Origin of the sequence: Streptomyces sp. NPDC056479, from assembly GCF_042795335.1 — a bacterium.
Classification (GTDB): domain Bacteria; phylum Actinomycetota; class Actinomycetes; order Streptomycetales; family Streptomycetaceae; genus Streptomyces.
Genome location: NZ_JBHTRZ010000003.1, coordinates 796,457 through 818,290 on the forward strand (window position 1 = coordinate 796,457; position 21,834 = coordinate 818,290).

Here is a 21,834-nt window from a genome sequence, read left to right on the forward strand (position 1 = left end):
TCTATTCATTTTGGTGACGCCGTGTCAAGTCCTCGGACAATACGGACCATTGACGAACCGTTGAACGTACACGGCCCTCCGGGTGCCCGATATATCCCCTCGCTGGCCACCCGCCGACAGCGTCGTGTATAACCCCGTCGATTCATCTTGAGCAGCGCGAAGCAGCCGTATTCGAAGGGGGAATTCCATGGCCGACGACACACGGGAATCCACAACGCCATCGCTTTTCCGGCGTGCGGACCGGTCCGGCCTCGTCGTGGCCGGCGCGGTTCTGGCCGCCTGTGCGGGCCTCGTCGTGTACGGCGTCGTCGACTCCGGCGACGGCGCCGACAGGCAGGCGGAGCACCGCGCCCCGACCGCCTCCGTGACCTACGAGGTGACCGGCGAGGGTTCCGCCGACATCTCCTACCAGGCCCGCAGCGAGGCCGGAACGGCCACAGTCGTCAAAGCCGCCGCCCTGCCCTGGTCCAAGACCGTCGACGTCCCCGTCGGCCGGGACCCGATCGTGAGCATCGTGCTCACCGAGAAGGGCGGGCAGGCCCGCTGCACCCTCGCGATCCGCGGTCGGCACGTCCAAAGCGCCACCGCCAGCGGCACGTTCGGACGCGCCACCTGTACCGGCGCCCTGCCCGCCGAGCCCGCGACCGCGAGCTGACCCACCCCGCCACAGCGCCCAGCAAGGAGTTCCCCGTGCAAGCCCTTCCCCGGCAGGTTCTGATCACCGCCACAGCCCTCAGCACCCTGGCGATGACCTCCGCCTGCGCCGGGCAGGACGACCAGCAGACCGTGGCCGCCGACTCGGTCGGGGTGTCACGGTCACCCGAGGAGCCCGCCGGCCGCACCGCATCGCCCAGTGCCTCCGGCTCCCCCTCCGCCAGCCCCTCCGCATCGGCCTCCGACCGCGCGTCCGCCTCGGCCTCGGCCTCGGCGTCAGCCGCCCCGGCGGGCAGCGCCACGAGCGGGACCGCCGGATCCGCGAGCGGCTCCCGCGACACGGCGGGCGCTCCGGCCCCGGCCGCACCCGAATTCCCGGTGCCGGTGGAGACCGGCGACGCCACCCAGCTGATCACCGTGAAGGCCGGCGGCTCCTACGCCACCGTCACCGCCTGGGCCAAGGGATCCTCCGGCTGGAAGGCGCAGTTCAGCACCAGCGCCGCCCGCGTCGGCTCCAACGGCGTGACCGACGGGGCCACCCGGCAGCAGAGCACCTACACCACCCCGACCGGCACCTACACCATCACCGAGGGCTTCGGCCACGTGGCCGACGGCACCGCCATGCCGTACCACGTGGTCACGAACGACGACTGGTGGGTGCAGGACCCCGAGTCGAGGTTCTACAACTCGATGCACGGCGAAGCGGGCGCGGACTTCCCGCTCAGCGAGTCCGGCGACCGCGGCAGCGAACACCTCATCAACTACCCCACCCAGTACGCCAAGGCCCTCGTCATCAACTTCAACCGCTGGCCCGCCACCCCGGGCCGCGGCGCCGGCATCTTCCTCCACGTCAACGGCAACGGCGCCACCGCGGGCTGTGTATCCGTACCCCGGGCCACCATGGACCGCATCATGAGCTGGATGACGCCCGCGGCCCACCCCCGGATCGCCATCGGCTGAGCCCGAGCAGCACCGCCGAGCCGCCGAAGAGCGCGGCCGTGATCAGCAGCCAGCGGGCCAGGAAGACGTCCGTGGACATGCCCGTGCCGCGGGCGTAGCGGTCCGCCACCCGGCCGGTGATCAGCGGGAACCACACCAGCAGAAGCAGCAGGGACAGCGCGGCGGGGACGCGGACGTACGGCACCCGGCTCCGGCGGTCGACCGCCTCGGATCCGCGTAGCAGCGCCTGATCCGCCGCGCCGTACAGCGGCACCAGGACGAGGTCATGGACGATCGCCGCCCCCACGAACCACAGCGCGACCTCGAACCAGTCGTCTTCCAGCAGCCGTACCCCCGCGTATCCGGCGAGCGCGAACGAGCAGGCGAGCAACAGGATTTGGAGAGGACTACCGACCGGAATCAGCTTGGGGCGTCGCATCACAGTTCTCCGAACGTCAGCCGCGCCACCCACTTGGTGTTGAGCACACCGGGCGCGGCGGGCACGATGATCCGCGCCGGGTAGCCGTGGTCGGGGGTCAGGGTCTCGCCGTTGACGGACAGAGCGAGCAGGGAGCGGGAGTCGGCGACCTGGTTGGAGCGCAGCGCGGCCCGGCGGAAGGCGCCGCGCTGCTGGAGCGACTCGACCAGTACGTCCGGCGGATCACCGTCATAGCCGACCAGCGCCGCAAGGTCCCGCAGCCGTACCCCGCGCCACCACTGGTCCGACGTCGACCAGCCCTCCACGCAGGCGATGGGCAGCGCCGCGCTGTGCAGCGGCATGGCGAGCAGGTCGGTGCGGGTGAGGCGGACCGTCCGCCCGTCGCGGCCGACGACGACCAGGCGCCACGCCTCCTCGTCCGTGTCGGCCGGGCGGATCCCGGCGTACGCGGCCGTCTTGTTGATCTGGAAGCCGCCCGGCCCGCTGCCCGGTTCGGCGCCGCCGTGCGGGGCGAGGAGGGCGGTGCGGCGCAGGACGCCGTCGAAGCTCTGCCCGACGGTCGTGGCGAACAGCAGCAGCGAGCCGCCGCCCACGAACCACAGGGCGCCACGCCGGGAGACGGTCGGTTCGGCGGGGCTCGGCGGGACCAAGTCGTTCTTCTCCTCGCGGAGTTGGCGCAGATTGCGCAACGCCATCGGCGTCTTCAGCGCCGCGTGCGCGACGAACGCGGCGATGAAGACCCACGCCCCGTAGAAGTGCAGGGTGTAGAAGGAGCCGGGGAAGATGTAGTCGAGCTGGACGTTGAGCACGCCCGTCACGAACTCGAACAGCGCGCCCCCGACCAGGAGCAGCAGCGAGAGCCGTTCCAGCGCGTGTGCGAGGGAGCGTGCCGGCGGCAGGGTGAAGAGCCTCGGCACGACCGACCACAGTTTGGCCAGCAGCACCGGGATCAGTGTGATGCCGAGCGTGACGTGGACGCCCTGGTTGAGCCGGTACAGCCAGTGCGGGTCGGTCGGCCAGGAGAAGAGGTAGAAGCCCAGGATGCCCTTGTCCGGGGTCTTGTCGTTCACCGGCGCCAGATTCGGGTTGTAGGCGGCGTAGGACACCAGCCCCGTCACGAACAGCAGCGTGATCCCGCCGAGCAGGACGACGCCGAGCACCGAGGTCAGCCAGGGGCCGCGCAGCGGGCTGCGCCAGAAGGAAGGAGAGAAGGGAGACCGAGCCATGCGACGACCGTAGGCCGGGGCGGTGCCCGGAAAGCCGCTCCGAACCATGACGAATCTCTGACGTCGGCGCCTGTCCCGCGTCCGGCGGACCGCCGGCGTCCTAGCGTCTGAGACGTGACCAGCGATCTTCTGACCGAGGCTCCCTCCGACACCCGCCCGGCCGCCCGCCGGGAGCTGCGCCGCGATCTGTACGCCGTCGCGGCCGCCGTCCTGCTCTTCGCCACGGCCGCCGTGCTCGGCACCGTGATCGAGGACCGGGACGGCACCCTCTTCGTGAACTGGCCGCCGCTCCTGGCCTACTGGGCACCGCACCTCGGCCCGGGCACCCCGGCCGCGATCGCCGTCGCGGTCGCCGTCGTGGCGTACGGCCCGGCCCTGGCCGCGCGGCTGCCCTGGCGGCGGCTGCTGCTCGCCGTCTGGGGGGCGGGCACGGCCTGGACCTGGTCGCTGGCGCTGGTCGACGGCTGGCAGCGCGGCATCGCCCGCCGGCTGACGACCCGCTACGAGTACCTGCAGGTCATCGACGATTTCCGGGACATCCCCGCAACGCTGCGGCACTTCACCGAGCACATCGTGGTCGGCGCCGCACCGGAGCACTGGCCCGCGCACATCGCCGGGCATCCCCCGGCGGCCACCCTCACCTTCGTCTACCTCGACCGCGTCGGTCTGGGGGGCGGCGCGTGGGCCGGGGTCTGGTGCATCACCCTCGGGACGACGGCCGCGCTGGGCATCCTCGTCACCCTTCGCGCGCTGGTCGACGAGAGGCTCGCCCGCCGCGCCGCACCGTTCCTGGTTCTGGTGCCGGCCGCGGTGTGGATGGGGACCTCCGCCGACGGCTACTTCGCGGCGGTCGCGGCCTGGGCGGTGGCGTTGCTCGCGCTCGCCGTGACGGGGCACCGGCCGCGGTGGACCGGCCTCGCCTCAGGGCTGCTGTTCGGCCTCACCGTCTTTCTGTCGTACGGCCTGACGCTGTACGTCGTGATCGCCGCGGCCGTCCTGGTGCTGGGCTCCCGGCGCGCACGGCCCCTGCCGTTCGCGCTGGCGGGCTTCGCGGTCGCGCCGGTCGTGTTCACGGCGCTGGGCTTCTACTGGTGGGAGGCGTATGGCCTGTTGGTCACCCGCTACGACCAGGGTGCCGGCGGCACCCGGCCGCAGGCCTACTGGGTGTGGGCCAATCTCGCCTGCCAGGTGCTGGTGGTGGGCCTGGCGACGGCGGCGGGGCTGCGGCGGACGGGGAGTGTGCTGCTGCGCCGGGAGCGTACGGCCGCGTTCCGCCTCGGCGTGCTGGTGCTCGGCGCGCTGGTCGCGATGCTCGTCGCCGATCTGTCAGGGATGAGCAAGGCGGAGACGGAGCGGATCTGGCTGCCGTTCGCGCTGTGGCTGCTGCCCGCCTGTGCGTTCCTGACGAGACCGCGTGCCTGGCTCGCGGCGCAGGCCGTGCTCGCGCTGCTCGTCAATCACCTGCTGCTGACGGGTTGGTGAACACACTTGAGGTTGGATAAGGTTAGGCTTACCTAAGTCCAACTCGATGTGGTCAAACCTATGTGCTCGAAAGGTTCCCATGCCTGCTGCCACCTGCCCTGAGCCGACGCCCGCCGAGCGTGCCCGCTCGGTGCTCTCGGCGGCCGGCTCGCTGACCGTCACCACACACGGCCATCGCGTCGAGCTCATCGGCCTGCACACCGTCGACGCCGCCGCACGGCTGCTCCTGCAGAACCCGCCGGACGCCTTTCTCGCCGCCGAACTCGCCGTGGCACCACAGGGGGACCTGGCCGCCCTGGTCGAGTTCACCGACGTCGCCCCCGTCGCCGTACGCGAACGGGTGCGCGCCCGGCTGACGCTGGGCGGCTGGCTGACCGCCCTCGGCCCGAAGGCCGTGGTGTTCCATCCGGCGCGGGCCGTGCTCACGGACGCGGACGGGACGTCCGTCATCGGCCTCGACGAACTGACCCTGGCCGCCCCCGATCCACTGGCCACCCACGAGGCGGAGATGCTGGCCCGGCTGGACGCGGCCCACGCCGACACCGTGGCGCCGCTCGCCCGGCTGCTTCCGGCCCGGCAGCGGCTCGGCGCCACCGACGTACGGCCGCTGCGGCTCGACCGGCACGGTCTGGTGCTGCGGCTGGAGGCACCGGCCTCCCACCTCGACGTCCGCCTGCCCTTCGCCGCCCCCGCCACCCACCCGGGCGAGGCGGTGCGCCAGATCCACGCCCTGCTCGCCCAGGCAACCGCCCGCCCACGCCGCCGGCGCCTGCCGACCAGGTCATAGGCCCCGGCGCGCCCCCAGCCGCCGACCTCCGGGCCGCTCGCGGAGACCTTCCCGTCTCCTCCGCGAAGGTGCCCGGAGGTCGGCTCTCAGCCACGGGTCCCCGCCTCCAGCCGCTCCGTCGTCTCCAGGAGAGAGATCGTGAACGGATGCCGAGGCTCCGTCAGGATCCGTTGTGCCAACCCCTGTTCGACGACCTCCCCGGCGTCCAGTACGGCGAGGCGATGAGCGAGCCGTGCCGTGTCCAGGTCGTGGGTGACGAGGACGAGGGACAGGCCGCCGCCCTCACCCGCCCGGCCCTCACCCACCCGGCCGTCACCCTCGCCCACCAGTCCCGCGAGGACGTCGAGGATGCCGCGCCGGGTGACCGTGTCCAGTCCGGAGGTGACCTCGTCGCAGATCAGCACCCTGGGGCGGGCGAGCAGGGCGCGGGCGAGGGCGGCGCGCCGGAGTTCACCGCCGGAGAGTGCGCCGGGGCGGCGAAGGGCCGCTTCCGCCGGCAGGCCGAGGCGGTGCAGGGTGGCCGACGCCTCGTCCCTGGCCGCCCGTTCGCCGATGCCCCGCAGCCGTACCGCCGTGCGGGCCACCTGGTCCAGTACGGGCCGGTGCTCGTCGAAAGCGGCTCGGGCGTCCTGGAAGACGTACTGCACGGCGGCCAGTTGGGACCGGCTGCGGTGGCGCAGGCTGCGTGGGAGCGGTGTGCCGTCGAGCAGGACCTCCCCGTCGTGCTCGCGGTGCAGGCCCGCGAGGCAGCGGGCCAGCGTGGTCTTGCCGCTGCCTGAGCGGCCGACCACGGCGAGGCATTCACCGGGGTGGAGGACGAGGCGCGGGGCGCGGAGTACGACGTTCCGGCGATCGTGTACGGCGGTCAAGTCCCGTACCTCCAAGGTTGGTTGGTTCCGGATGGTGTTCGTCGCGACCGGCGGGACGGCGCGCCGCTCGTCGAGCAGCCGGCGGGTCCACTCGTGCCGGGGCGCCGTCCACAGCCGCACCGCCGGCCCCGACTCGACGACCCGGCCCGCGCGCATGACGAGGACCTCGTCGGCGAGGGCGCGGACCACGTCGAGGTCGTGGCTGAGCAGGACGACGGCGATACCGCGTGCGGCGACGGCCGCCAGCTGCTCGACGATCCGGCCCTTCGTCAACGCGTCCTGCCCGGTGGTGGGTTCGTCGGCGACGATCACGCGGGCGCCGAGCAGCAGGGCCTGGGCGAGGACGACACGCTGCTGCTGGCCGCCGGACAGCTGGTGCGGATGGCGGCGCAACACGACTTCGGCATCCGGGAGTTGGGCGTCGGACAGGGCACGCAGGACCAGCGCGCGGGCCGCCGTGCGGCGTTGCGCGCGGGGCAGGTGGCGGACCTGGGGGCGGGCGATGTCGTCGAGGAGGGCTCCGGCCCGGCGGGCCGGGTTGAGGACGGCGGCGGGGTGCTGGGGGACGTAGCCCACCGGGCCGCCTCCGGGCCGCCGTACCTCACCCGAGACACGGGCGCCCGCCGGGTACTCCCCCAGCAGTGCCAGGCCGGTCGTGGTCTTGCCGCTGCCGGACGCACCGACCAGCGCGGTCACCTTCCCGGGCGGCACCCGCAGGTTCACCCCGTCGACGATCGCACGGCCGTCGATCTCGACGCGCAGGCCGCGGATCTCGGCGACGGGTTCCGTCTCCTGGTTCACGGGCGTCGCCCTCTCTTCTCCAGTGCTGCGTCGAAGAGCAGGTTGGTGCCCATCGTCAGCGCCACGATCAGCAGTGCCGGCACCACCACGGCCCAGGGCTGCACCAGCAGGCCGGTGCGGTTGCGGTCGACCATCACCGCCCAGTCGGCGGCGTCCGGCGCGACACCGACACCCAGGAACGCGGCCGTCGACACCAGATACAGCACGCCGGTCAGCCGGATCCCGGCGTCGGCGGCGAGGGTGCGCAGCGCGGACCGGCCGACATGGCCGACGGCGATCCGCCACCAGGTCTCGCCCTGCATGCGCAGCGCCTCGACGGCGGGGCGCGCCGCGGCCTCGCCCGCCGCCGCATGCACGATCCGGGCGGCGTCCGGCACGTTCACCAGAGCCACGAGCAGCGCGAGCCCCACGGCGCCCGGGGTGAGCACGGAGGCCACGAGCAGGATCAGCAACAGGGACGGCACAGCGAGCAGCACGTCCAACGGCCGCATCAGCAGGTCTTCCAGCGGGCGCAGACGGGTGAGCGCGCTGACGAGCCCGACCGGGGCGGCGACGAGATACGCGAGCGTGGTCGCCGCCAGTGCGGTGACCACGACCGTACGACCGCCCAGCAGGACCTGTCGCAGGACATCGCGGCCCACGAAGTCGGTGCCGAGCCGGTGTCCGTCACCGAGCGTGAAGGAAACGGCGCGGGGGCCCGGGACGCCCGCGAGAAGCGGGCCGAGGAGGGCGAGAGCAAGGGGCACTGCCACGAGGGCGAGACCGAGCGCGAAACGGCGCCGCGTCATGCGGCCACCCCCGCGCGGGGTGTGAGCCGGTGGACCACCAGGTCGGCACCGAGATTGAGTACGACCGTCAGCACGCCGAACACCACGGCCAGCCCCTGCACCACGGGTACGTCGCGTTCGGCCACCGCGTTGAGGAGGACCGTCCCGAGGCCGGGGATCACGAAGAGGGCCTCCACGACGATCACCCCGCACAGCAACCAGTCGACGGTGCGGGCGAGTTGCTGCACCGCCGGGGCCAGGGCGTTCGGCAGGGCGTGGGCGTAGCGGACCCGGGCGCCGGGGACGCCGTAGCGGCGGGCGTGGGCGGCGTAGGGGGAGGCGAGGGCGTCGACCATGCCGGCCCGGACCAGGCGGGACAGGGAGCAGACCGGGCGCGACAGCAGGACCAGCACCGGCAGCACCAGCACCGCCGGATGGGCGAGCAGGTCGGTGCCGTGGCCGACGGCCGTGGGCGGCAGCCAGCCGAGCTTGAGGGCGAGGACCGTCACCAGCAGCACCCCGAGGGCGAACTCGGGGACGGCGTAGACGGCCAGGGTCACCGAGCCGACCAGCCGGTCGACGGGGCCGCCCTCGTGACGGGCGGCGAGTACGCCGAGGCCGAGGCCGAGCGGGACGAGGAGGGTGAGCGTGAGCGCGGCCAGCAGCAGGGTCGGGCCGAAGCCGTCGCCGAGGTACCCGGTGACCGGGCGGCCGGAGGTCAGGGACGTACCGAGATCGCCGTGCAGCAGGCCCGTCGCCCAGTCGGCCAGCCGCTCGTGGGCCGGCCGGTCCAGAGCCATCGCCTCGCGGATCGCGGCGATGCGCGCGGGGTCCGGCTGGTCCCCGGCCAGGGCGACCGCCGCGTCGCCCGGCAGCGCCTCGGTGAGCGCGAAGACCAGCAGCACGACGGCCACGGTCTGGGCTGCGCCGAGGAGCAGGCGCCGAGCCACGAAGGCACTCGTTCGGGTGCGGCGCCGTCGTGGCTTGTCGCGCCCCGCGGCGGAGCCGCATATCGATACAGCCCCGCGCCCCTTCAGGGCGTTGCCGAACCGCGGCCGACTTCGCCGGGCCTGCTGCGTCCTCACGCCAGCCACACCTTGTCGAAGCGGGCCCAGTCGAGGGTGTTGGCGGGGGCTTTGGTCTCCACTCCCTTGACCGTGGGGGCCGTTCCGATGATCCAGTCGGCGAAGCCCCAGACGAGGAAACCGCCCTCGGCGTGGAGCCGGCGCTGCATGCGCTCGTAGACGGCGGCCCGTTCGGCCTGGTCGCGGAGGGACTGGGCCTGCTGGTAGAGGGCGTCGAAGTCCTTGTGCCGCCACTTGGTGGCATTGGTGGTGGAGCCGGTGAGCAGCCGCTGGGAGAGGTGGGCCTCTATGGGCATGGCGCCGGAGCGGTAGCAGCACAGGGTGCCGCCGTCGAGGATGTCGCTCCAGTAGGAGTCCTTGCTGCCCGTCTTCACGTCGATCGTCACGCCCGCCTTCGCGGCCTGGTCCCGGAAGATGCCGGCGGCCTCGGTGAACCCGGCCGCGACGGCCGAGGTGTCCAGCGTGACCTTGAGCTTCTCGGCGCCGGCCCGCTTGAGAAGGGCACGGGCCCGCTCGAGGTCCTGCGTTCGTTGCGGCAGGTCGGCGGCGTAGTACTCGTAGCCCTTGCCGAACAGGTCGTTGCCGACCTCGCCGGCGCCGGACAGCGCGCCGTCGACGAGTTCCTGACGGTCGGCGATCAGGAAGAACGCCTCGCGGACCCGCTTGTCGTCGAAGGGCGCCCGGTCGGTCTTCATGCAGAACGCCTGCATGGCGCTGTTGCGCAGCCGCACGATCTCGATCCGGCCGCGGCCCTCGTACGCCCGGGCGGTGGTCGGGTTGAGCTCGTGCGCGTACTCGACCTGGCCGCCGAGGAGGGCGTTGACGCGGGCGGACTCCTCGTTGGCGACGACGAACTCGATCTCGTCGAGGAGCGGAGCACCGTCCCAGTGGTCGTCGTGGCGGCGGAAGACGGCGGAGCGGCCGGGGGCGAAGGAGACGAACCGGAAGGGGCCGGAGCCGATCGGCTTCTTGTCGAACTCGGTGGCGTTCTCGGGGACGATGTAGGCGCCGAACGCGGCCAGGACGTTGGGGAATTCGGCGGTGGGCCGCTTCAGCACGAACTCGATGCTCCGCTCGCCGGTCGCCCGGCTGGCGTCGAGGTCGATCGGCTCGAGGGACGCCTTGGCTCGGAAGGCCTGCTTCGGGTCGGCTATGCGGCGGTAGCTGTAGAGGACGTCCTTGGCGGTGACCGGCTTCCCGTCGTGAAAGACCGCCTGACGCAGCGTCACCTGCCAGCGGTCCAGCTTCTTGTTCGACTCCCACCTCTCTGCCAGGCGGGGCCGGGCGGAGAGGTCGGCGCCGTAGTCGGCCAGCTTGTCGAAGAGGGCCTTGGCGCGGGCGACGTCGGCGAAGAGGTTGGCCAGATGCGGGTCGAGGGTCTCGCTCGCGCCGCCGCCGGCGAAGGCGGCCCGCAGCCGGCCGCCGCGCCTGGGGGTGCCGCCGGACGCCGCCGGCTCGGCGGGACCGCCGCATCCGGTGAGGGCGAGTGCGGCGGCGGTGCCCGAGGTGGCGGCGAGGAAACCGCGTCGGCCCAGGCCGGGAAAGCGTTCGTCGTTCATGAGTGGTCCTTCGTGTCAGTGGGTGTGCAGGCGCGCGACGACGTGCAGTCGGTCCGCGTCGGTGCCGGTACGGGTGCGGGGCAACTCGCCCTTTTCCCAAGGCGGTTCGGTGCGCGGCCCCGGCCCGTCGTGCAGTTCGAGCACCTCGAAGCCGTGCGCGGCGAGGAAGTGGCACAGCTCCTGCGGGAACAGCAGCCGCCATGCGGAGCGCTGTTCGACGGGCGGTGAGCCGTCGTCGGCCGTCCATATGCGGCTGCGGCGCAGGAGTTGGGCCGTACGGTCGACGGTCAGAGTGGTCGTGGACCGGAAGGCCCTGCCCTGCCAGGCGAAGGTGTTGACGGACGGGCTGTCGAGGAGATCCGTACGGCCCAGGAAGTACGCCCCGTTGCGCATCTCCGCGACCAGCAGCCCGCCCGGCGCGAGGGCGCGGCGGCAGGAGGCGAGGAAGCCGTCGAGCTGGGCGTTGGTGTGGCAGTACAGCAGGGAGCTGTCCAGGCAGACGACGGCGTCGAAGGCGTCCCGGCCCGGCTCGCGCAGGTCGAAGCCGTGCAGGTCGGCCCGGACGTATGCCGGGCCCGGGTGGTGGGCGCGGGCGTGGGCCAGCATCGTCTCGGAGAGATCGGCGCCGGTCACCGTACGGCCGGCGGAGTGCAGATGGGCGGCGTCGCGGCCGGTGCCGCAGCCCATGTCGAGGACGCGCGGGCCGGCGCCGTGGCGGCGCAGGCAGTCCTCGGCCCAGCGTCCGGCGAGCCGGTCGGGGTCGGGGAAGCGGGCCTCGTAGAGGGCGGGGTGGTCGGTGAGGAGATTGCCGCCGGTCATGCGTAAGTCCGCTCGGCGACCCGGGGCAGCGCCCCGCGCCGGTGCAGCCACGCCACACCGCCCGCCGACGCCAGCCCGACGACGGCACAGCAGATCCAGGGCAGGCTCTCCGCGGTGTCCATGGCCCAGCCGACGACCGCGTTGCCGACGGCGGCGGCGATGCCGGAGACGACGTAGAAGATCCCGAAGTACGTGCCGGTCAGCTCGGGGCGGCCGAAGCCCGGGATCAGCTCCATCACGAACGGGGAGCAGATCATGATGCCGAGATTGAGCAGGAGCGCGCTGAGCAGGACGAGCGGTCCGCCGAGCAGGGGCGGCAGGAAGGCCAGCCCCATCACCGCGAGCCCGCAGACGATCCAAGCCGGCCTGGCACCACGGGACTTGAGGGCGCGCGTGATGCGCAACTGGAGCGCGAGGTTGGCCACCGTGCCGATCAGGAAGACCAGTCCGGCCGCCCCGTCCCAGCCCGTGGCCTCGCGCGCCCCGTCCGGCAGCAGCAGATACAGCTGGTTCTCCAGGGTGAACATGCCGACCATGGCGAGCGCGAAGGCCAGGAAGGCCCGGTTGCCGAGCACCTCCCGCCAGTCCCCGAGGACACCGCTTCCGGTCGGCTCGGCCTTCCGCGCGGGCAGGACGAGCGCCTGGGCCACGGTGAGCACGGCGAAGATCCCTGCGGCGGTCAGCGCGGACGTACGGAAGTCGACGAGGAGCAGGGCGCTGCCCAGCAGCGGCCCGATGAGCGCCCCGGTCGTGGCGAACACGTTGAACAGCGCGAACGCCTCCGCCCTGCGCTCGCCCGCCTCCTGCGCGAGATACGCCCGCACGGCCGGGTTGAACAGCGCCCCCGCGAGCCCGCTGAGCACGGACGCGGCGAGCAGCACCGCAAGCCCGTCCCCCAGCGCGAACAGCGCGAACCCGACGGTCCGCAACGCGCACCCGGCGATGATCACGCCCCGCGCCCCGAGCCGGTCCGAGGCCGAGCCGCCGATGATGAACAGACCCTGCTGGCTGAGGTTCCGCACGCCGAGCACGATCCCGACGACCGCCGCCGACAGGCCGAGATTCTCGCCGAGGTGGGTGGCGAGGTACGGGATCAGGAGGTAGAAGCCGGTGTTGACGCCGAGCTGGTTGACGAGCAGGAGCCGGACGGCGAGCGGGAAGCCGCGTATCTCATGCCACGTCCTCATGGGCCGCCACCTCCTCGACTCCCAGACCGGGCAGACCACTTGGGCGTACGAAGCCGTCGGCACCGCCGATCCCCCGCCACGGGTCGTGCCCGAGCAGCAGATGCCCGTCGAGGTCGACCCAGCGGGCGCGGTCGGCGAGGTGGACGGCGGGAGCGATGCCGAGAGTGCTGGCGGTGAGACAGCCGAGCATCAGCTCCGTCCCGCTGCCCTCGATCGCCTCCGCGATCCGCAGGGCCGCTCGGACTCCCCCGCACTTGGCGAGCTTGACGTTCACGCCGTGGACCCGCCCGGCCAGCCGCCGTACGTCCGCCACGCTCACCGCGTCCTCGTCGGCGATGACGGGCAGCGGTGACCTCTCGGCGAGGGAGCCCAGGGCATCCGGGTCGCCGGGCGGCAGCGGCTGTTCGACGGCCTCTACGCCGAGCGCGGCGAACCGGGGCAGCAGACGCTCGGCCTCCGCCACGCTCCAGGCCCCGTTCGGGTCCAGCAGCAGCCGTAGTCGAGGGGCCGCGTCCCGGATGACCCGCACGCGCTCCACATCGTCCTCGGTGTCGGACGAGCCCGCCTTCACCTTGACGGTTCCGAATCCGCTCGCGGCAAGGCGCCGGGCCTCGGCGGCCGCGTGCGCGAGCGGGGTGATGCCGATGGTGCGCGCGGTGGCGGCACCGAACGACGTCTCCGTCCCCAGCAGACGGTGCAGAGGCACACCCTCCCGCTTGCCGACGAGGTCCAGCAGCGCGGACTCGACGGCGGCGATGACGGCGGGCGGTGCGGCCTTCGAGGGCAGGGCCGCCAGGGCGCTTTCGGGGTCGGCGAACCGTTCCAGACCGACCGCCGAGATCAGCCGTACGAGCGTGTCGGCGTCCAGCCCGTAGTACACGCTGCTGACGGCTTCGCCGTAGCCGGTCACTCCGTCGTGCTCGACGCCCAGCCATACGGCGTCGCGGGCGGTCATGACGGAGCGGGAGATGCGCAGGGGCTCGGTGAGTTCGAGACGTACGGTGCGCAGTCGGGCCTTCATTGCGTCCTTCCGAAGGAGAGTGGATCGGCGACCCGCGCACATCGCCCCCACCCGCTCGCCTCGGCGGCGTACGGGTGCGGGATCTCCACGGGCCGGGTGGCGGAGCCGGCGAGGTCGAGGCCGTGGGCGGTGAGGAAGTCGTCGTCGTAGACGGTGCCGAGATAGCGGTGCGGCCCGTCGGGGAACACGGTGGCGACGACCGCGCCGGGATGGACGCGGGCCGCCCAGGCGGCGACGCGGGCCACGGCCCCCGTGCTCCAGCCGCCGCTGACGAAGCAGCCGCGGGCGAGCCTGCGGCAGCTGTCGACGGCCTCGGCGGGGCCGATCCAGTGGACCTCGTCGAAGGCGTCGTAGGCGACGTTGCGCGGGTGGATGCTGCTGCCGAGGCCGCGCATCAGCCGGGGCCTGGCGGGCTGGCCGAAGATCGTCGAGCCGGTCGCGTCGACGCCGATGAGCCGGAGCGCGGGCCAGCGCCTACGCAGCGGGCCGATGACGCCGGCGCTGTGGCCGCCGGTGCCGACACTGCACACCAGGATGTCCAGGTGGTCGAGCTGGGCGCCGAGCTCGGCGGCGAGCGATGCGTAACCGGCGGTGTTGTCGGGGTTGTTGTACTGGTCCGGCCAGTAGGCGCCGGGGAGTTCGGTGAGCAGTTCGCGCAGTCGGGCGAGCCGGGCCGCCTGCCAGCCGCCCTGCGGCGCGGGACGGTCCACGATCTCCAGACGGACGCCGTGGGCGCGCAGCAACTGCCGCATGGACGGCTCCAGTTCGCTGTCGCCGACCAGTACGACGGGATGGCCGAGCGCCTGCCCGGCGAAGGCGAGCCCGATGCCGAGCGTGCCGGAGGTGGACTCCACCACGGGGGCGCCGGGGCGCAGTTCGCCGCGCTCGCGTGCGCCGAGCAGCATCGTCACGGCCGCACGCGCCTTCATGCCGCCGGCCGCGAGCCCCTCGAGCTTGGCCCAGAACCCTGGGTGGGCGTGCGGCAGTTCGGCCGTGACGCGGACGACCGGGGTACGGCCGAGCAGGGCGAGCAACTCCGGCCGCGCGGTGGGGCGCAGGGCGGTCGCGGTCATCGCCCACCCCCGGAACAGCGGTAGCGATGGACCACGCCGGGTCCGCCGTCGAGCCAGAAGAAGGGGTACGGCTCCGCGCACACCGCGCTCACGCCGTGCCCCAGAAAGCGGGGCAGCACCGCGCTGCCGGTCTGCGCGAACATCACCAGCTGCTTGTCGTGCCGCAGCGCGTGCTCACGCAGCGGTTCGAAGGTGCCGTTGCCCAGGGTCATCCCGGACACCAGCAGCGCGTCACAGCTCCTTACGGCGGCGAGCGCGTCGGTGACGATCAGCTCGCCCCACTCGGTCACCCCGCCCTTGAGGTCGCACGGCACATAGCCGAGCTCACGCGAACGCAGGGCCTCCAGCAAGGAGTTGACCACACCGACGACCAGCACCCGGCCCCCGGCCGGCAGGTCGAGCAGCTCGGCCACGGCCCGCGCTCGCGCCCGGGACTTCTCCAGCGACGACCCGGCGGGCAGGGCGAGGGGCCGGGCCCCGCGCTCCGGCGTGTGCGGGGCGATGTGCATCAGGTAGGCGTCGAGGGCGGCCACCCGCACCGCGGGCAGCGGATGGCCGAGGAGCCGGGCCACATCGGCGCCCACGCAGTCGTCGAGCGCACTGTCGGGCAGTTCCCCCGGCTCGACCGCGCAGGACCCGACGGCCTCGGCGAGGCGCAGGCTGAGGACCTCGTTGCGGTAGCCGGTGCCGCGCCCGTCGTGCCGTACGGCCTGCCGGGTGGTGAAGGCGACGGCGACGCTCAGTGTGCGGGGGTCGGGGCCGAGGGCGCCCGCGCGGACACCGGCGACGAGCTCGTCGTACGTCCGACCGGGCGTCGTCGGACGGGCGCTGACGGCGGTCATCGGATCACCAGCCCCGCGCGCAGCCCGACCAGCAGGCGCTCGACCCGGTCGCGGGCGCCGAGCCCTTCGGGGTCACCGGCCATGACGTGGCCGAGGTATTCGTTGTTGCTGCCCGCCGCCTTCACCGCCTTGCCGGGCTCGGCGAGCTGCACCTCCAGCACACCTGTCTCCTCGGCCAGTCGTCCACCGCCGAGCGCTTCGAGGGTGCCCGCGCGGTCCGGGACGAGGAAGCCGATGGCGGCGCTGCGCAGCCCGGTGTCGGTGCGCCCGAGGTCGGGCCTGCGGCCGAGGGCGACGTCCACGAAGGCGGCGGCGAGGTCGATGCCGGTGACATGGCGGACGAGTTCGGTGATGCGGTTGCCGGCGGGTCGCGGGTTGACCTCGACGACGCGCGGTCCGGCGGAGGTCAGCTTGATCTCGGTGTGCGCGACTACGGCGTCGGTCAGCCCGAGCGCCTTGAGCGCGCCGAGCGTGGTCTGCTCGGCGGCCTCGAGGTCGGCGAGGGACAGGGCGGCCGGGAACATGTGGCCGGTCTCGACGAAGGCGGGCGCGCCGCCGACGCTCTTGTCGGTGACGCCGACCATGTGCACCGCGCCCGCGTGGGACACGGTCTCGACGCTGACCTCGGGTCCGTCGAGGAACTCTTCGAGGAGGACGGCCGGGGTGCGCCGCTGCCCACGGGCGTTGACCGGGAAGTCCGTCAACAGCCGGAAGAGTTCAGCCAGTTCGGCCTCGTGCTCGATGCGCCGCACATACATGCCCGCGCACAGGTCGACGGGTTTGGCGACGAGCGGATAGCCGATCTCCCGGGCGGCCCTCGCGAGGTCGGCCCACTCCCCGTGCACGGCGAAGCGCGGTCCGGGAAGGCCCGCGTCGGCGAGGACACGGCGGGTGGCGTCCTTGCGGCAGGCGTTCTCCACCGCCTCGGGGCCGGGGCCGGGCAGCCCGAGCCGCGCGGCGATCTGGGCCGCCGTCGGCAGGTAGTAGTCGCAGGAGGTGATCACCCCGTCGAAACCCAGCACCGAGTGCAGTCGCTCCACCTCGGGCAGCAGCGCGTCGACGTCATTCGTCTCGGCGGTGACCACGTTGCGGGCGCCGAGCAGCGGATGCGCCGTCCCCTCGGGCGCCGAGCGCAGATAGTGATGCAGGTCACGAGTGAGGAAGGTGAACTCGTGCCCACCCTCGCGGATGGCGCGTGGCAGCAGCCTGCTCATCGACCCGACCCAGCTCTCGACCACCAGCAGATGAGCCACAACTCCCCTTTTCACGCCTTGAGTTCAGTCGTCAGGGCAGCCCGGGCCACCCCTCGACGGAGGGAGTGCCGGACTTGACGCGCACACGTTATCGATAATGATTTTCATTTGCCAACCCCATTCTCACCCCGTTCCCACCCCGCTCTCACCTCGCTCCGGAGAAGCCATGTCCCGACCGCCACGCCCCACCGCCCTGCTGTGCGCCCTCGCCGCCACAGCCGCCCTGTTCCCCTCCGCCACCCCCGCCCGGGCCGCGGTCTCCCTCACCTTCGGCGGCTGCCCGGCCTCCGTACCGAGCCCGCCCGCGCCGGACCGCGTGGAGTGCGGGCACCTCACCGTCCCGCTCGACCGGCGGCACCCGTCCGGCCCGCGCATCGAGATCGCCGTCTCCCGCGTCCCCGCCTCCGGCACCCCCGCCGAGCGGCGCGGCATCCTGCTGGTGAACCCGGGCGGCCCGGGCGGCTCCGGGCTCCCCTACGCGGTGACCAAGCGCGCCAGACTCCCCGCGAGCGTGCGGCGTTCGTACGACGTCATAGGCTTCGACCCGCGCGGCGTCGGCCACAGCGCGCCGGTCGACTGCGGCGCGATGGGCGGCCTGTTCACCACCCCGGGCACCGACCCGGTCCCGGTGGGCCCCCGGGCCGAGCGGGCCTACCTCACCGCACAGCGGCACCTGGCCGACGACTGCGCGACGGGCGCGGGCACCCGGCTGCTGCCGCATCTCTCCACCGAGCAGACGGCGTACGACATGGACGCGATACGCGCCGCCCTGGGCGAGCCGCGCATGAGCTTCCTCGGCGTCTCGTACGGCAGTTACCTGGGCGCGGCCTACACCGCACGCTTTCCGCACCGGGTGGACCGCATGGTGCTGGACAGCGTGGTCGGGCCCTGGGACTGGTACGACTTCGACGTGATCCAGAGCCGGGCGCTGCTGCGCGCCCGCGACACGTTCTTCTCGTGGACCGCCGCACACGCGGACCGCTTCGGGCTGGGCGACGACACGGACGCCGTACGGCGGTCGTATCTGCGGGCCCGCCGAGGGCTCACCGCCCGTCCGGCCGGTGGCCTCGGCCCGGCGGAGTTCGACCGCACCGTCTACCGCGCCCTCGGCCGCACCGAACGCTGGACCGGCCTGGCCGACGGATTGCGCGCCTACCTCATGGACGGGGACGTGGACGGGCTGCGTCCCGCCTCCGCCTTCGACAGCCCGGAGTCCCGCAACTACGAGGCGGCCAACCGGATCGTGAAGTGCGCGGACGGCCCTGGACCGACGCCGGGCGAGATCCTGGCGGACATCCGCCGCCTACGAGGACTGGACGCACAGCCGGTGCTGACCGGCCTGGAGGCCACAGCTTGCGCATACTGGCACCACCGCTCCAACCGCCGTACACCACTGGGCGGTCCGGCCGCCCCGCCGGTCCTGCTGGTGGCTTCGGCGCATGACCCGGTGACGCCGATCCAGGGCGCGCGCGAGTTGCGGAAGCTGCTGCCGGACTCGCGCCTGGTCACCCTTGAGAACGACTACTCCCACGGCGTGTTCGCCAGCCGGGGGAATGGGTGCGTGGACGGCACGGTGGCGGCTTATCTCGTCGACGGATCGGTGCCGGCGACGGATGTGCGATGCACCGGGCCGGGGTTGCCAGGAGCACATTGAGATGGGCCCATCTCTCAACGCCGGCCCGCAAATTCAGCCCCCGGCCGGCGCCGCGCGGCCGGCCACCTGCCGCCGGCCGGCGGCGGCCGGCACGACTCAGCCGGCCGCCGATGGCCGGCCCGCGTCCGGCGCTTGAGGACAAGGCCCCGTCAGGGCCGAAGCGGGGGTCTGGGGGCGGCAGCCCCCAGCAGCGCCCGCATCGACGCCGGTTCCAGTTCGCGGCCCCCCAGCGGCAGCGTCACGGCGTCATGGCAACCGCTGCTCCGTCCAGATGATCTTGCCCTGGGGTGTGTAGCGGGTGCCCCAGCGCTCGGTGAGCTGGGCGACCAGGAACAGCCCGCGGCCGCCCTCGTCCGTGCTCCGGGCCTGGCGCAGACGGGGCGAGGTGCCGCTGCCGTCGGAGACCTCGCAGATCAGGGCGCGGTCGCGGAGCAGACGGAGCTGGACGGGGCCGCCGGTGGCGTGGCGGATGGCGTTGGTGACGAGTTCACTGGCAACCAGTTCGGTGGTGAAGGCCAGGTCGTCGAGGCCCCACGCGGCGAGCTGGCCGGTGACCGCCATCCGCGCACGGGAGACGACCGCCGGGTCGCTGGGCAGCTCCCACTGGGCCACACGATCCGCGCCCAGGGTGTGGGTGCGGGCGACGAGCAGCGCCACGTCGTCGCCGGGACGGGCCGGGAGCAGGGCGTCGAGGACGGCGTCGCAGGTCCCCTCCGGCGAGCGGTGGTCGCCGGCCAGCACCGCGCGGAGCTTGTCGAGGCCGGCGTCTATGTCACGGTGCCGGTCCTCGACCAGGCCGTCGGTGTAGAGCACCAGCCGGCTGCCCTCGGCCAGCTCCAGCTCGACCGTCTCGAACGGCATCCCGCCCAGGCCCAGGGGCGGGCCGGAGGGGAGGTCGACGAACTCGACCGTGCCGTCGGGGGCGACGACGGCGGGCAGGGGGTGCCCGGCGCGGGTGAGGGTGCAGCGCCGGGACACCGGATCGTAGACGGCGTACAGACAGGTGGCTCCGACGATGCCGGAGTCCGGACTGTTCTCCGCCGCCCAGCCCTCGCCCCTGTCCAGTCGGCAGACCAGGTCGTCGAGGTGGGTGAGGAGGTCGTCGGGGGAAAGGTCCAGGGAACAGAAGTTGTGCACGGCGGTGCGCAGCCGCCCCATCGTCGCGGCGGCGTGCAGACCGTGCCCGACCACGTCGCCCACGACGAGCGCGACCCGGGCGCCGGAGAGCGGGATGACGTCGAACCAGTCGCCGCCGACGCCGGCCTGTGCGGGCAGATAACGGTAGGCGACCTCGACGGCACTCTGCTCGGAGCGGCCCCTCGGCAGCAGGCTGCGCTGGAGGGCGAGGGCGGTGTTGTGCTCGCGGGTGTAGCGGCGGGCGTTGTCGATGCAGATCGCCGCGCGGCCGACCAGTTCCTGGGCGAGGGAGAGGTCGTCGTCCTCGAAGGACGCGGGCTGCAGGGAGCGGTAGAAGCTGACCACGCCGAGGGTCGTGCCGCGGGCCCGCAGCGGCACGGTGATCAGGGAGTGGATGCCTGCGGCGAGCACGCGTTCGAGCCGCTCCGGGTCCTGCGCGATCCAGCCGCCCGCCTCCGTCAGCACGGGCTCCATGACGGACTGCCTGGTCTCCAGGGAGCGGGCCTGCGGCGTGGACGGTACGTACTCGACGGCGTCGCCGACGTCGTACAGATTGTGCGGCTGCCTGCGTACGGCCCGGATGGCGACCCGGCGCAGCGCGGTCCGGCCGCCGAGCGCCTCCGGCTCCTCACCGCGCAGCACCGAGTCGGGCAGATCCACGGCGACGAAGTCGGCGAACCGGGAGACGGTCACCTCGGCGAGTTCCTCGGCGGTGCGGGTGACGTCCAGCGTGGTGCCGATCCGCACGCTCGCGTCGTGCAGCAGCTCCAGCCGCCGCCGTGCCAGCACGGCCAGCCGCCCGACCCCGGGCTCCCCGATCAGCAGCAACCAGCCGTCGGCACCGGCGGATTCGCCGTCGGGGTGGGCGGTTGCAGGTGCGGTGGGCGCGGGAGACGCAGGCGTGGCCTGTGGGGCTGTGAGGGCCTGTGCGACCGGTGCGGTGTGGATGGCCGACGGGTCGTGGGCGTTCGCTGTGTGCGGCGGGAGCGCTGGGGACGCGGGGGGTGTGGAGGCCCGCTTCGGCGGGACCTTGCGCTGAGGGGTCGCCGGGCTTGCCGGGCCCTGTGCCGACGCTCCGACGCGCAGATGCGGGGCCGCTGCCGCCGGAGCGCCCGTGGCGGCCGACCGTGCCCCCGCAGGCGAAGCGGTCAGGCCGACGTGGCGCAGGCGCGGGCCCCCGGCCACGCGGGCCTCGACGGCGACGCCGGTCTCTCCCGTCGCGCCTCTGACCTGGCGGAGCAGCAGTGTGGCGGTGCGGCCGCCGGGCAAGGCGACCTCGTCGAAGGTGCGGTGCGGGGAGGCGATGAGTTCCTCGGCCTTCTCCCGCAGCACGGCCATGTCGATCCGGTCGAGGCCGCCGCCGTCAGGGTCGGGCCGCGGTTCCTCGGGCTGTCTCGGCCAGCCCTGGGCGTGGCCGTCGGCGCGCCGGTACGCGGCGAGAAGGGCGCGTTCGCGCTGGGTGGCCTGGTCCAGCAGCCGGGCCTCGATGCCCCGGGCGGCCTCGCGGACCATCCGGACCATGGCCGGATCGCCCTGGTCGCGCAGACAGGTGATGTCGAGGACGGCCTCGATGCGTCCGCTGAGCGGGTCCCGGACCGGCGCGCCCGCGCAGGCGAAGGGCTGGAGGCAGTCGGCGAAGTGCTCGCGGCCGGCGATGTAGACGGGGCCGCGCTCGACGAGGGCGGTGCCGACGCCGTTGGTGCCGACGACCGGCTCAGAGGCGTCGAACCCGGGGGCGAACTGCACGGCGTCGAGCTTCTCGCGCAGCTGCCGGTCACCGCCGAGCCGCTGGACCATGCGGCCCTGTCCGTCACAGAGCGCGATCGTCATGCTCACCTCGGCGAGGGCCGAGGTCAGATCGCCCAGAACCGGGCCGGCGGCGCGCAGGAACCGGTCGTCCAGGGTGACGCCCTCGGTATAGGGGACCAGCAGACGGTGTGGCTGCAGCCCGACGGAGCGGCATCGTTTCCAGGAGTCCAGCACCGAGTCCCGTACGTCCGACTCGACCAGTGAGCCGGCGAGGAATCGTTCGTGGGCATCGACGAGACCGCCGATGTCGTCCCAGGCCACGGACAACGGGACCACTTCCCTCACCCGAAGCCGACCCGATCGCACGCCGCCACTCGACCCACGGCCCGGCGGGCTTCGTCAAGCGCTATCACCCTAGACCTTACGTGACACGCCTCACAATGACTTGCCTCGGCCTCGGGAGCGCGTGGTCGCCGGGGCGAACCGGTCTA

The 21,834-nt window shown here is 73.1% G+C and carries 18 protein-coding genes; 5 read left to right on the forward strand and 13 right to left on the reverse strand.

Translation table 11 applies throughout. The features are described 5' to 3' along the window. Positions 1 to 187: 187 nt before the first annotated feature. On the forward strand, positions 188 to 655 hold the full coding sequence (locus ACFQ6S_RS15025; protein WP_383408374.1) for a hypothetical protein: 468 nt from the start codon (positions 188 to 190) through the stop codon (positions 653 to 655). Between the two features lie 35 nt (positions 656 to 690). Continuing rightward, positions 691 to 1,614, forward strand: a complete 924-nt coding sequence (locus tag ACFQ6S_RS15030; protein ID WP_383408377.1) for a L,D-transpeptidase family protein — start codon at positions 691 to 693, stop codon at positions 1,612 to 1,614. Here ACFQ6S_RS15030 and ACFQ6S_RS15035 read toward each other — a convergent pair. Both ACFQ6S_RS15035 and ACFQ6S_RS15040 read right to left on the reverse strand, forming a co-directional pair. Next, entirely contained in the window at positions 1,565 to 2,032 is a 468-nt protein-coding gene (locus ACFQ6S_RS15035; protein ID WP_383408380.1) for a hypothetical protein, read from the reverse strand. The genes ACFQ6S_RS15030 and ACFQ6S_RS15035 overlap by 50 nt on opposite strands. Beyond that, positions 2,032 to 3,258, reverse strand: coding sequence for a molybdopterin-dependent oxidoreductase (locus ACFQ6S_RS15040; RefSeq protein WP_383408382.1), 1,227 nt, complete (start codon positions 3,256 to 3,258; stop codon positions 2,032 to 2,034). Before ACFQ6S_RS15040 ends, ACFQ6S_RS15035 begins: the two co-directional genes overlap by 1 nt. A gap of 114 nt (positions 3,259 to 3,372) precedes the next feature. Between ACFQ6S_RS15040 and ACFQ6S_RS15045 the strand changes: the two genes are divergently transcribed. Together ACFQ6S_RS15045 and ACFQ6S_RS15050 are read left to right on the forward strand one after the other, a co-directional pair. Then, positions 3,373 to 4,740 (forward strand): hypothetical protein, encoded by a 1,368-nt coding sequence (locus ACFQ6S_RS15045; RefSeq protein WP_383408385.1) that lies wholly within the window; start codon positions 3,373 to 3,375, stop codon positions 4,738 to 4,740. Between the two features lie 79 nt (positions 4,741 to 4,819). After that, positions 4,820 to 5,527 carry a DUF2470 domain-containing protein gene (locus ACFQ6S_RS15050; protein ID WP_383408387.1) on the forward strand — a complete coding sequence of 236 codons (708 nt, stop codon included), beginning with the start codon at positions 4,820 to 4,822 and terminating at the stop codon, positions 5,525 to 5,527. Between the two features lie 86 nt (positions 5,528 to 5,613). Here the strand turns inward: ACFQ6S_RS15050 and ACFQ6S_RS15055 are convergent, their stop codons facing one another. From ACFQ6S_RS15055 to ACFQ6S_RS15100, 10 genes are all read right to left on the reverse strand, one after another. Beyond that, complete coding sequence (locus ACFQ6S_RS15055; protein WP_383408390.1) at positions 5,614 to 7,197, reverse strand: ABC transporter ATP-binding protein; 1,584 nt, start codon at positions 7,195 to 7,197, stop codon at positions 5,614 to 5,616. Then, a complete protein-coding gene (locus ACFQ6S_RS15060; protein ID WP_383408394.1) occupies positions 7,194 to 7,985 on the reverse strand; it encodes an ABC transporter permease in 792 nt (263 codons plus the stop codon). Before ACFQ6S_RS15060 ends, ACFQ6S_RS15055 begins: the two co-directional genes overlap by 4 nt. After that, entirely contained in the window at positions 7,982 to 8,914 is a 933-nt protein-coding gene (locus tag ACFQ6S_RS15065; RefSeq protein WP_383408397.1) for an ABC transporter permease, read from the reverse strand. The genes ACFQ6S_RS15060 and ACFQ6S_RS15065 overlap by 4 nt, the downstream gene beginning before the upstream one ends. A 131-nt stretch (positions 8,915 to 9,045) precedes the next feature. Next, positions 9,046 to 10,608: an ABC transporter substrate-binding protein gene (locus tag ACFQ6S_RS15070; protein WP_383408400.1), complete on the reverse strand. Its 1,563-nt coding sequence runs from the start codon at positions 10,606 to 10,608 to the stop codon at positions 9,046 to 9,048. Positions 10,609 to 10,623: 15 nt separating this feature from the next. After that, complete coding sequence (locus tag ACFQ6S_RS15075; RefSeq protein ID WP_383408403.1) at positions 10,624 to 11,427, reverse strand: class I SAM-dependent DNA methyltransferase; 804 nt, start codon at positions 11,425 to 11,427, stop codon at positions 10,624 to 10,626. Further along, positions 11,424 to 12,614: an MFS transporter gene (locus ACFQ6S_RS15080; protein ID WP_383408406.1), complete on the reverse strand. Its 1,191-nt coding sequence runs from the start codon at positions 12,612 to 12,614 to the stop codon at positions 11,424 to 11,426. The genes ACFQ6S_RS15075 and ACFQ6S_RS15080 overlap by 4 nt, the downstream gene beginning before the upstream one ends. Next, positions 12,598 to 13,635, reverse strand: a complete 1,038-nt coding sequence (locus tag ACFQ6S_RS15085; protein ID WP_383408409.1) for a dipeptide epimerase — start codon at positions 13,633 to 13,635, stop codon at positions 12,598 to 12,600. The genes ACFQ6S_RS15080 and ACFQ6S_RS15085 overlap by 17 nt, the downstream gene beginning before the upstream one ends. After that, positions 13,632 to 14,708 carry a PLP-dependent cysteine synthase family protein gene (locus tag ACFQ6S_RS15090; RefSeq protein WP_383408412.1) on the reverse strand — a complete coding sequence of 359 codons (1,077 nt, stop codon included), beginning with the start codon at positions 14,706 to 14,708 and terminating at the stop codon, positions 13,632 to 13,634. The genes ACFQ6S_RS15085 and ACFQ6S_RS15090 overlap by 4 nt, the downstream gene beginning before the upstream one ends. Next, positions 14,705 to 15,550 carry a Rossmann-like domain-containing protein gene (locus ACFQ6S_RS15095; RefSeq protein WP_383408415.1) on the reverse strand — a complete coding sequence of 282 codons (846 nt, stop codon included), beginning with the start codon at positions 15,548 to 15,550 and terminating at the stop codon, positions 14,705 to 14,707. Before ACFQ6S_RS15095 ends, ACFQ6S_RS15090 begins: the two co-directional genes overlap by 4 nt. Continuing rightward, positions 15,547 to 16,803, reverse strand: coding sequence for an ATP-grasp domain-containing protein (locus ACFQ6S_RS15100; protein WP_383409274.1), 1,257 nt, complete (start codon positions 16,801 to 16,803; stop codon positions 15,547 to 15,549). Before ACFQ6S_RS15100 ends, ACFQ6S_RS15095 begins: the two co-directional genes overlap by 4 nt. Positions 16,804 to 16,969: 166 nt before the next feature. Here ACFQ6S_RS15100 and ACFQ6S_RS15105 point away from each other — a divergent pair, with 166 nt between their 5' ends. Continuing rightward, positions 16,970 to 18,457: an alpha/beta hydrolase gene (locus tag ACFQ6S_RS15105; protein WP_383408418.1), complete on the forward strand. Its 1,488-nt coding sequence runs from the start codon at positions 16,970 to 16,972 to the stop codon at positions 18,455 to 18,457. A gap of 246 nt (positions 18,458 to 18,703) precedes the next feature. Here ACFQ6S_RS15105 and ACFQ6S_RS15110 read toward each other — a convergent pair whose 3' ends face one another. Continuing rightward, entirely contained in the window at positions 18,704 to 21,670 is a 2,967-nt protein-coding gene (locus tag ACFQ6S_RS15110) for a SpoIIE family protein phosphatase (RefSeq protein ID WP_383408422.1), read from the reverse strand. Positions 21,671 to 21,834: the final 164 nt, after the last annotated feature.

Bases quoted from the DNA above. Each gene is read 5' to 3' on its own strand.
- ACFQ6S_RS15025 (WP_383408374.1), top strand. From the start codon at position 188: ATGGCCGACGACACACGGGAATCCACAACGCCATCGCTTTTCCGGCGT.
- ACFQ6S_RS15035 (WP_383408380.1), bottom strand. From the start codon at position 2,032: ATGCGACGCCCCAAGCTGATTCCGGTCGGTAGTCCTCTCCAAATCCTG.
- ACFQ6S_RS15040 (WP_383408382.1), bottom strand. From the start codon at position 3,258: ATGGCTCGGTCTCCCTTCTCTCCTTCCTTCTGGCGCAGCCCGCTGCGC.
- ACFQ6S_RS15050 (WP_383408387.1), top strand. From the start codon at position 4,820: ATGCCTGCTGCCACCTGCCCTGAGCCGACGCCCGCCGAGCGTGCCCGC.
- ACFQ6S_RS15060 (WP_383408394.1), bottom strand. From the start codon at position 7,985: ATGACGCGGCGCCGTTTCGCGCTCGGTCTCGCCCTCGTGGCAGTGCCC.
- ACFQ6S_RS15070 (WP_383408400.1), bottom strand. From the start codon at position 10,608: ATGAACGACGAACGCTTTCCCGGCCTGGGCCGACGCGGTTTCCTCGCC.
- ACFQ6S_RS15075 (WP_383408403.1), bottom strand. From the start codon at position 11,427: ATGACCGGCGGCAATCTCCTCACCGACCACCCCGCCCTCTACGAGGCC.
- ACFQ6S_RS15080 (WP_383408406.1), bottom strand. From the start codon at position 12,614: ATGAGGACGTGGCATGAGATACGCGGCTTCCCGCTCGCCGTCCGGCTC.
- ACFQ6S_RS15085 (WP_383408409.1), bottom strand. From the start codon at position 13,635: ATGAAGGCCCGACTGCGCACCGTACGTCTCGAACTCACCGAGCCCCTG.
- ACFQ6S_RS15090 (WP_383408412.1), bottom strand. From the start codon at position 14,708: ATGACCGCGACCGCCCTGCGCCCCACCGCGCGGCCGGAGTTGCTCGCC.
- ACFQ6S_RS15095 (WP_383408415.1), bottom strand. From the start codon at position 15,550: ATGACCGCCGTCAGCGCCCGTCCGACGACGCCCGGTCGGACGTACGAC.
- ACFQ6S_RS15105 (WP_383408418.1), top strand. From the start codon at position 16,970: ATGTCCCGACCGCCACGCCCCACCGCCCTGCTGTGCGCCCTCGCCGCC.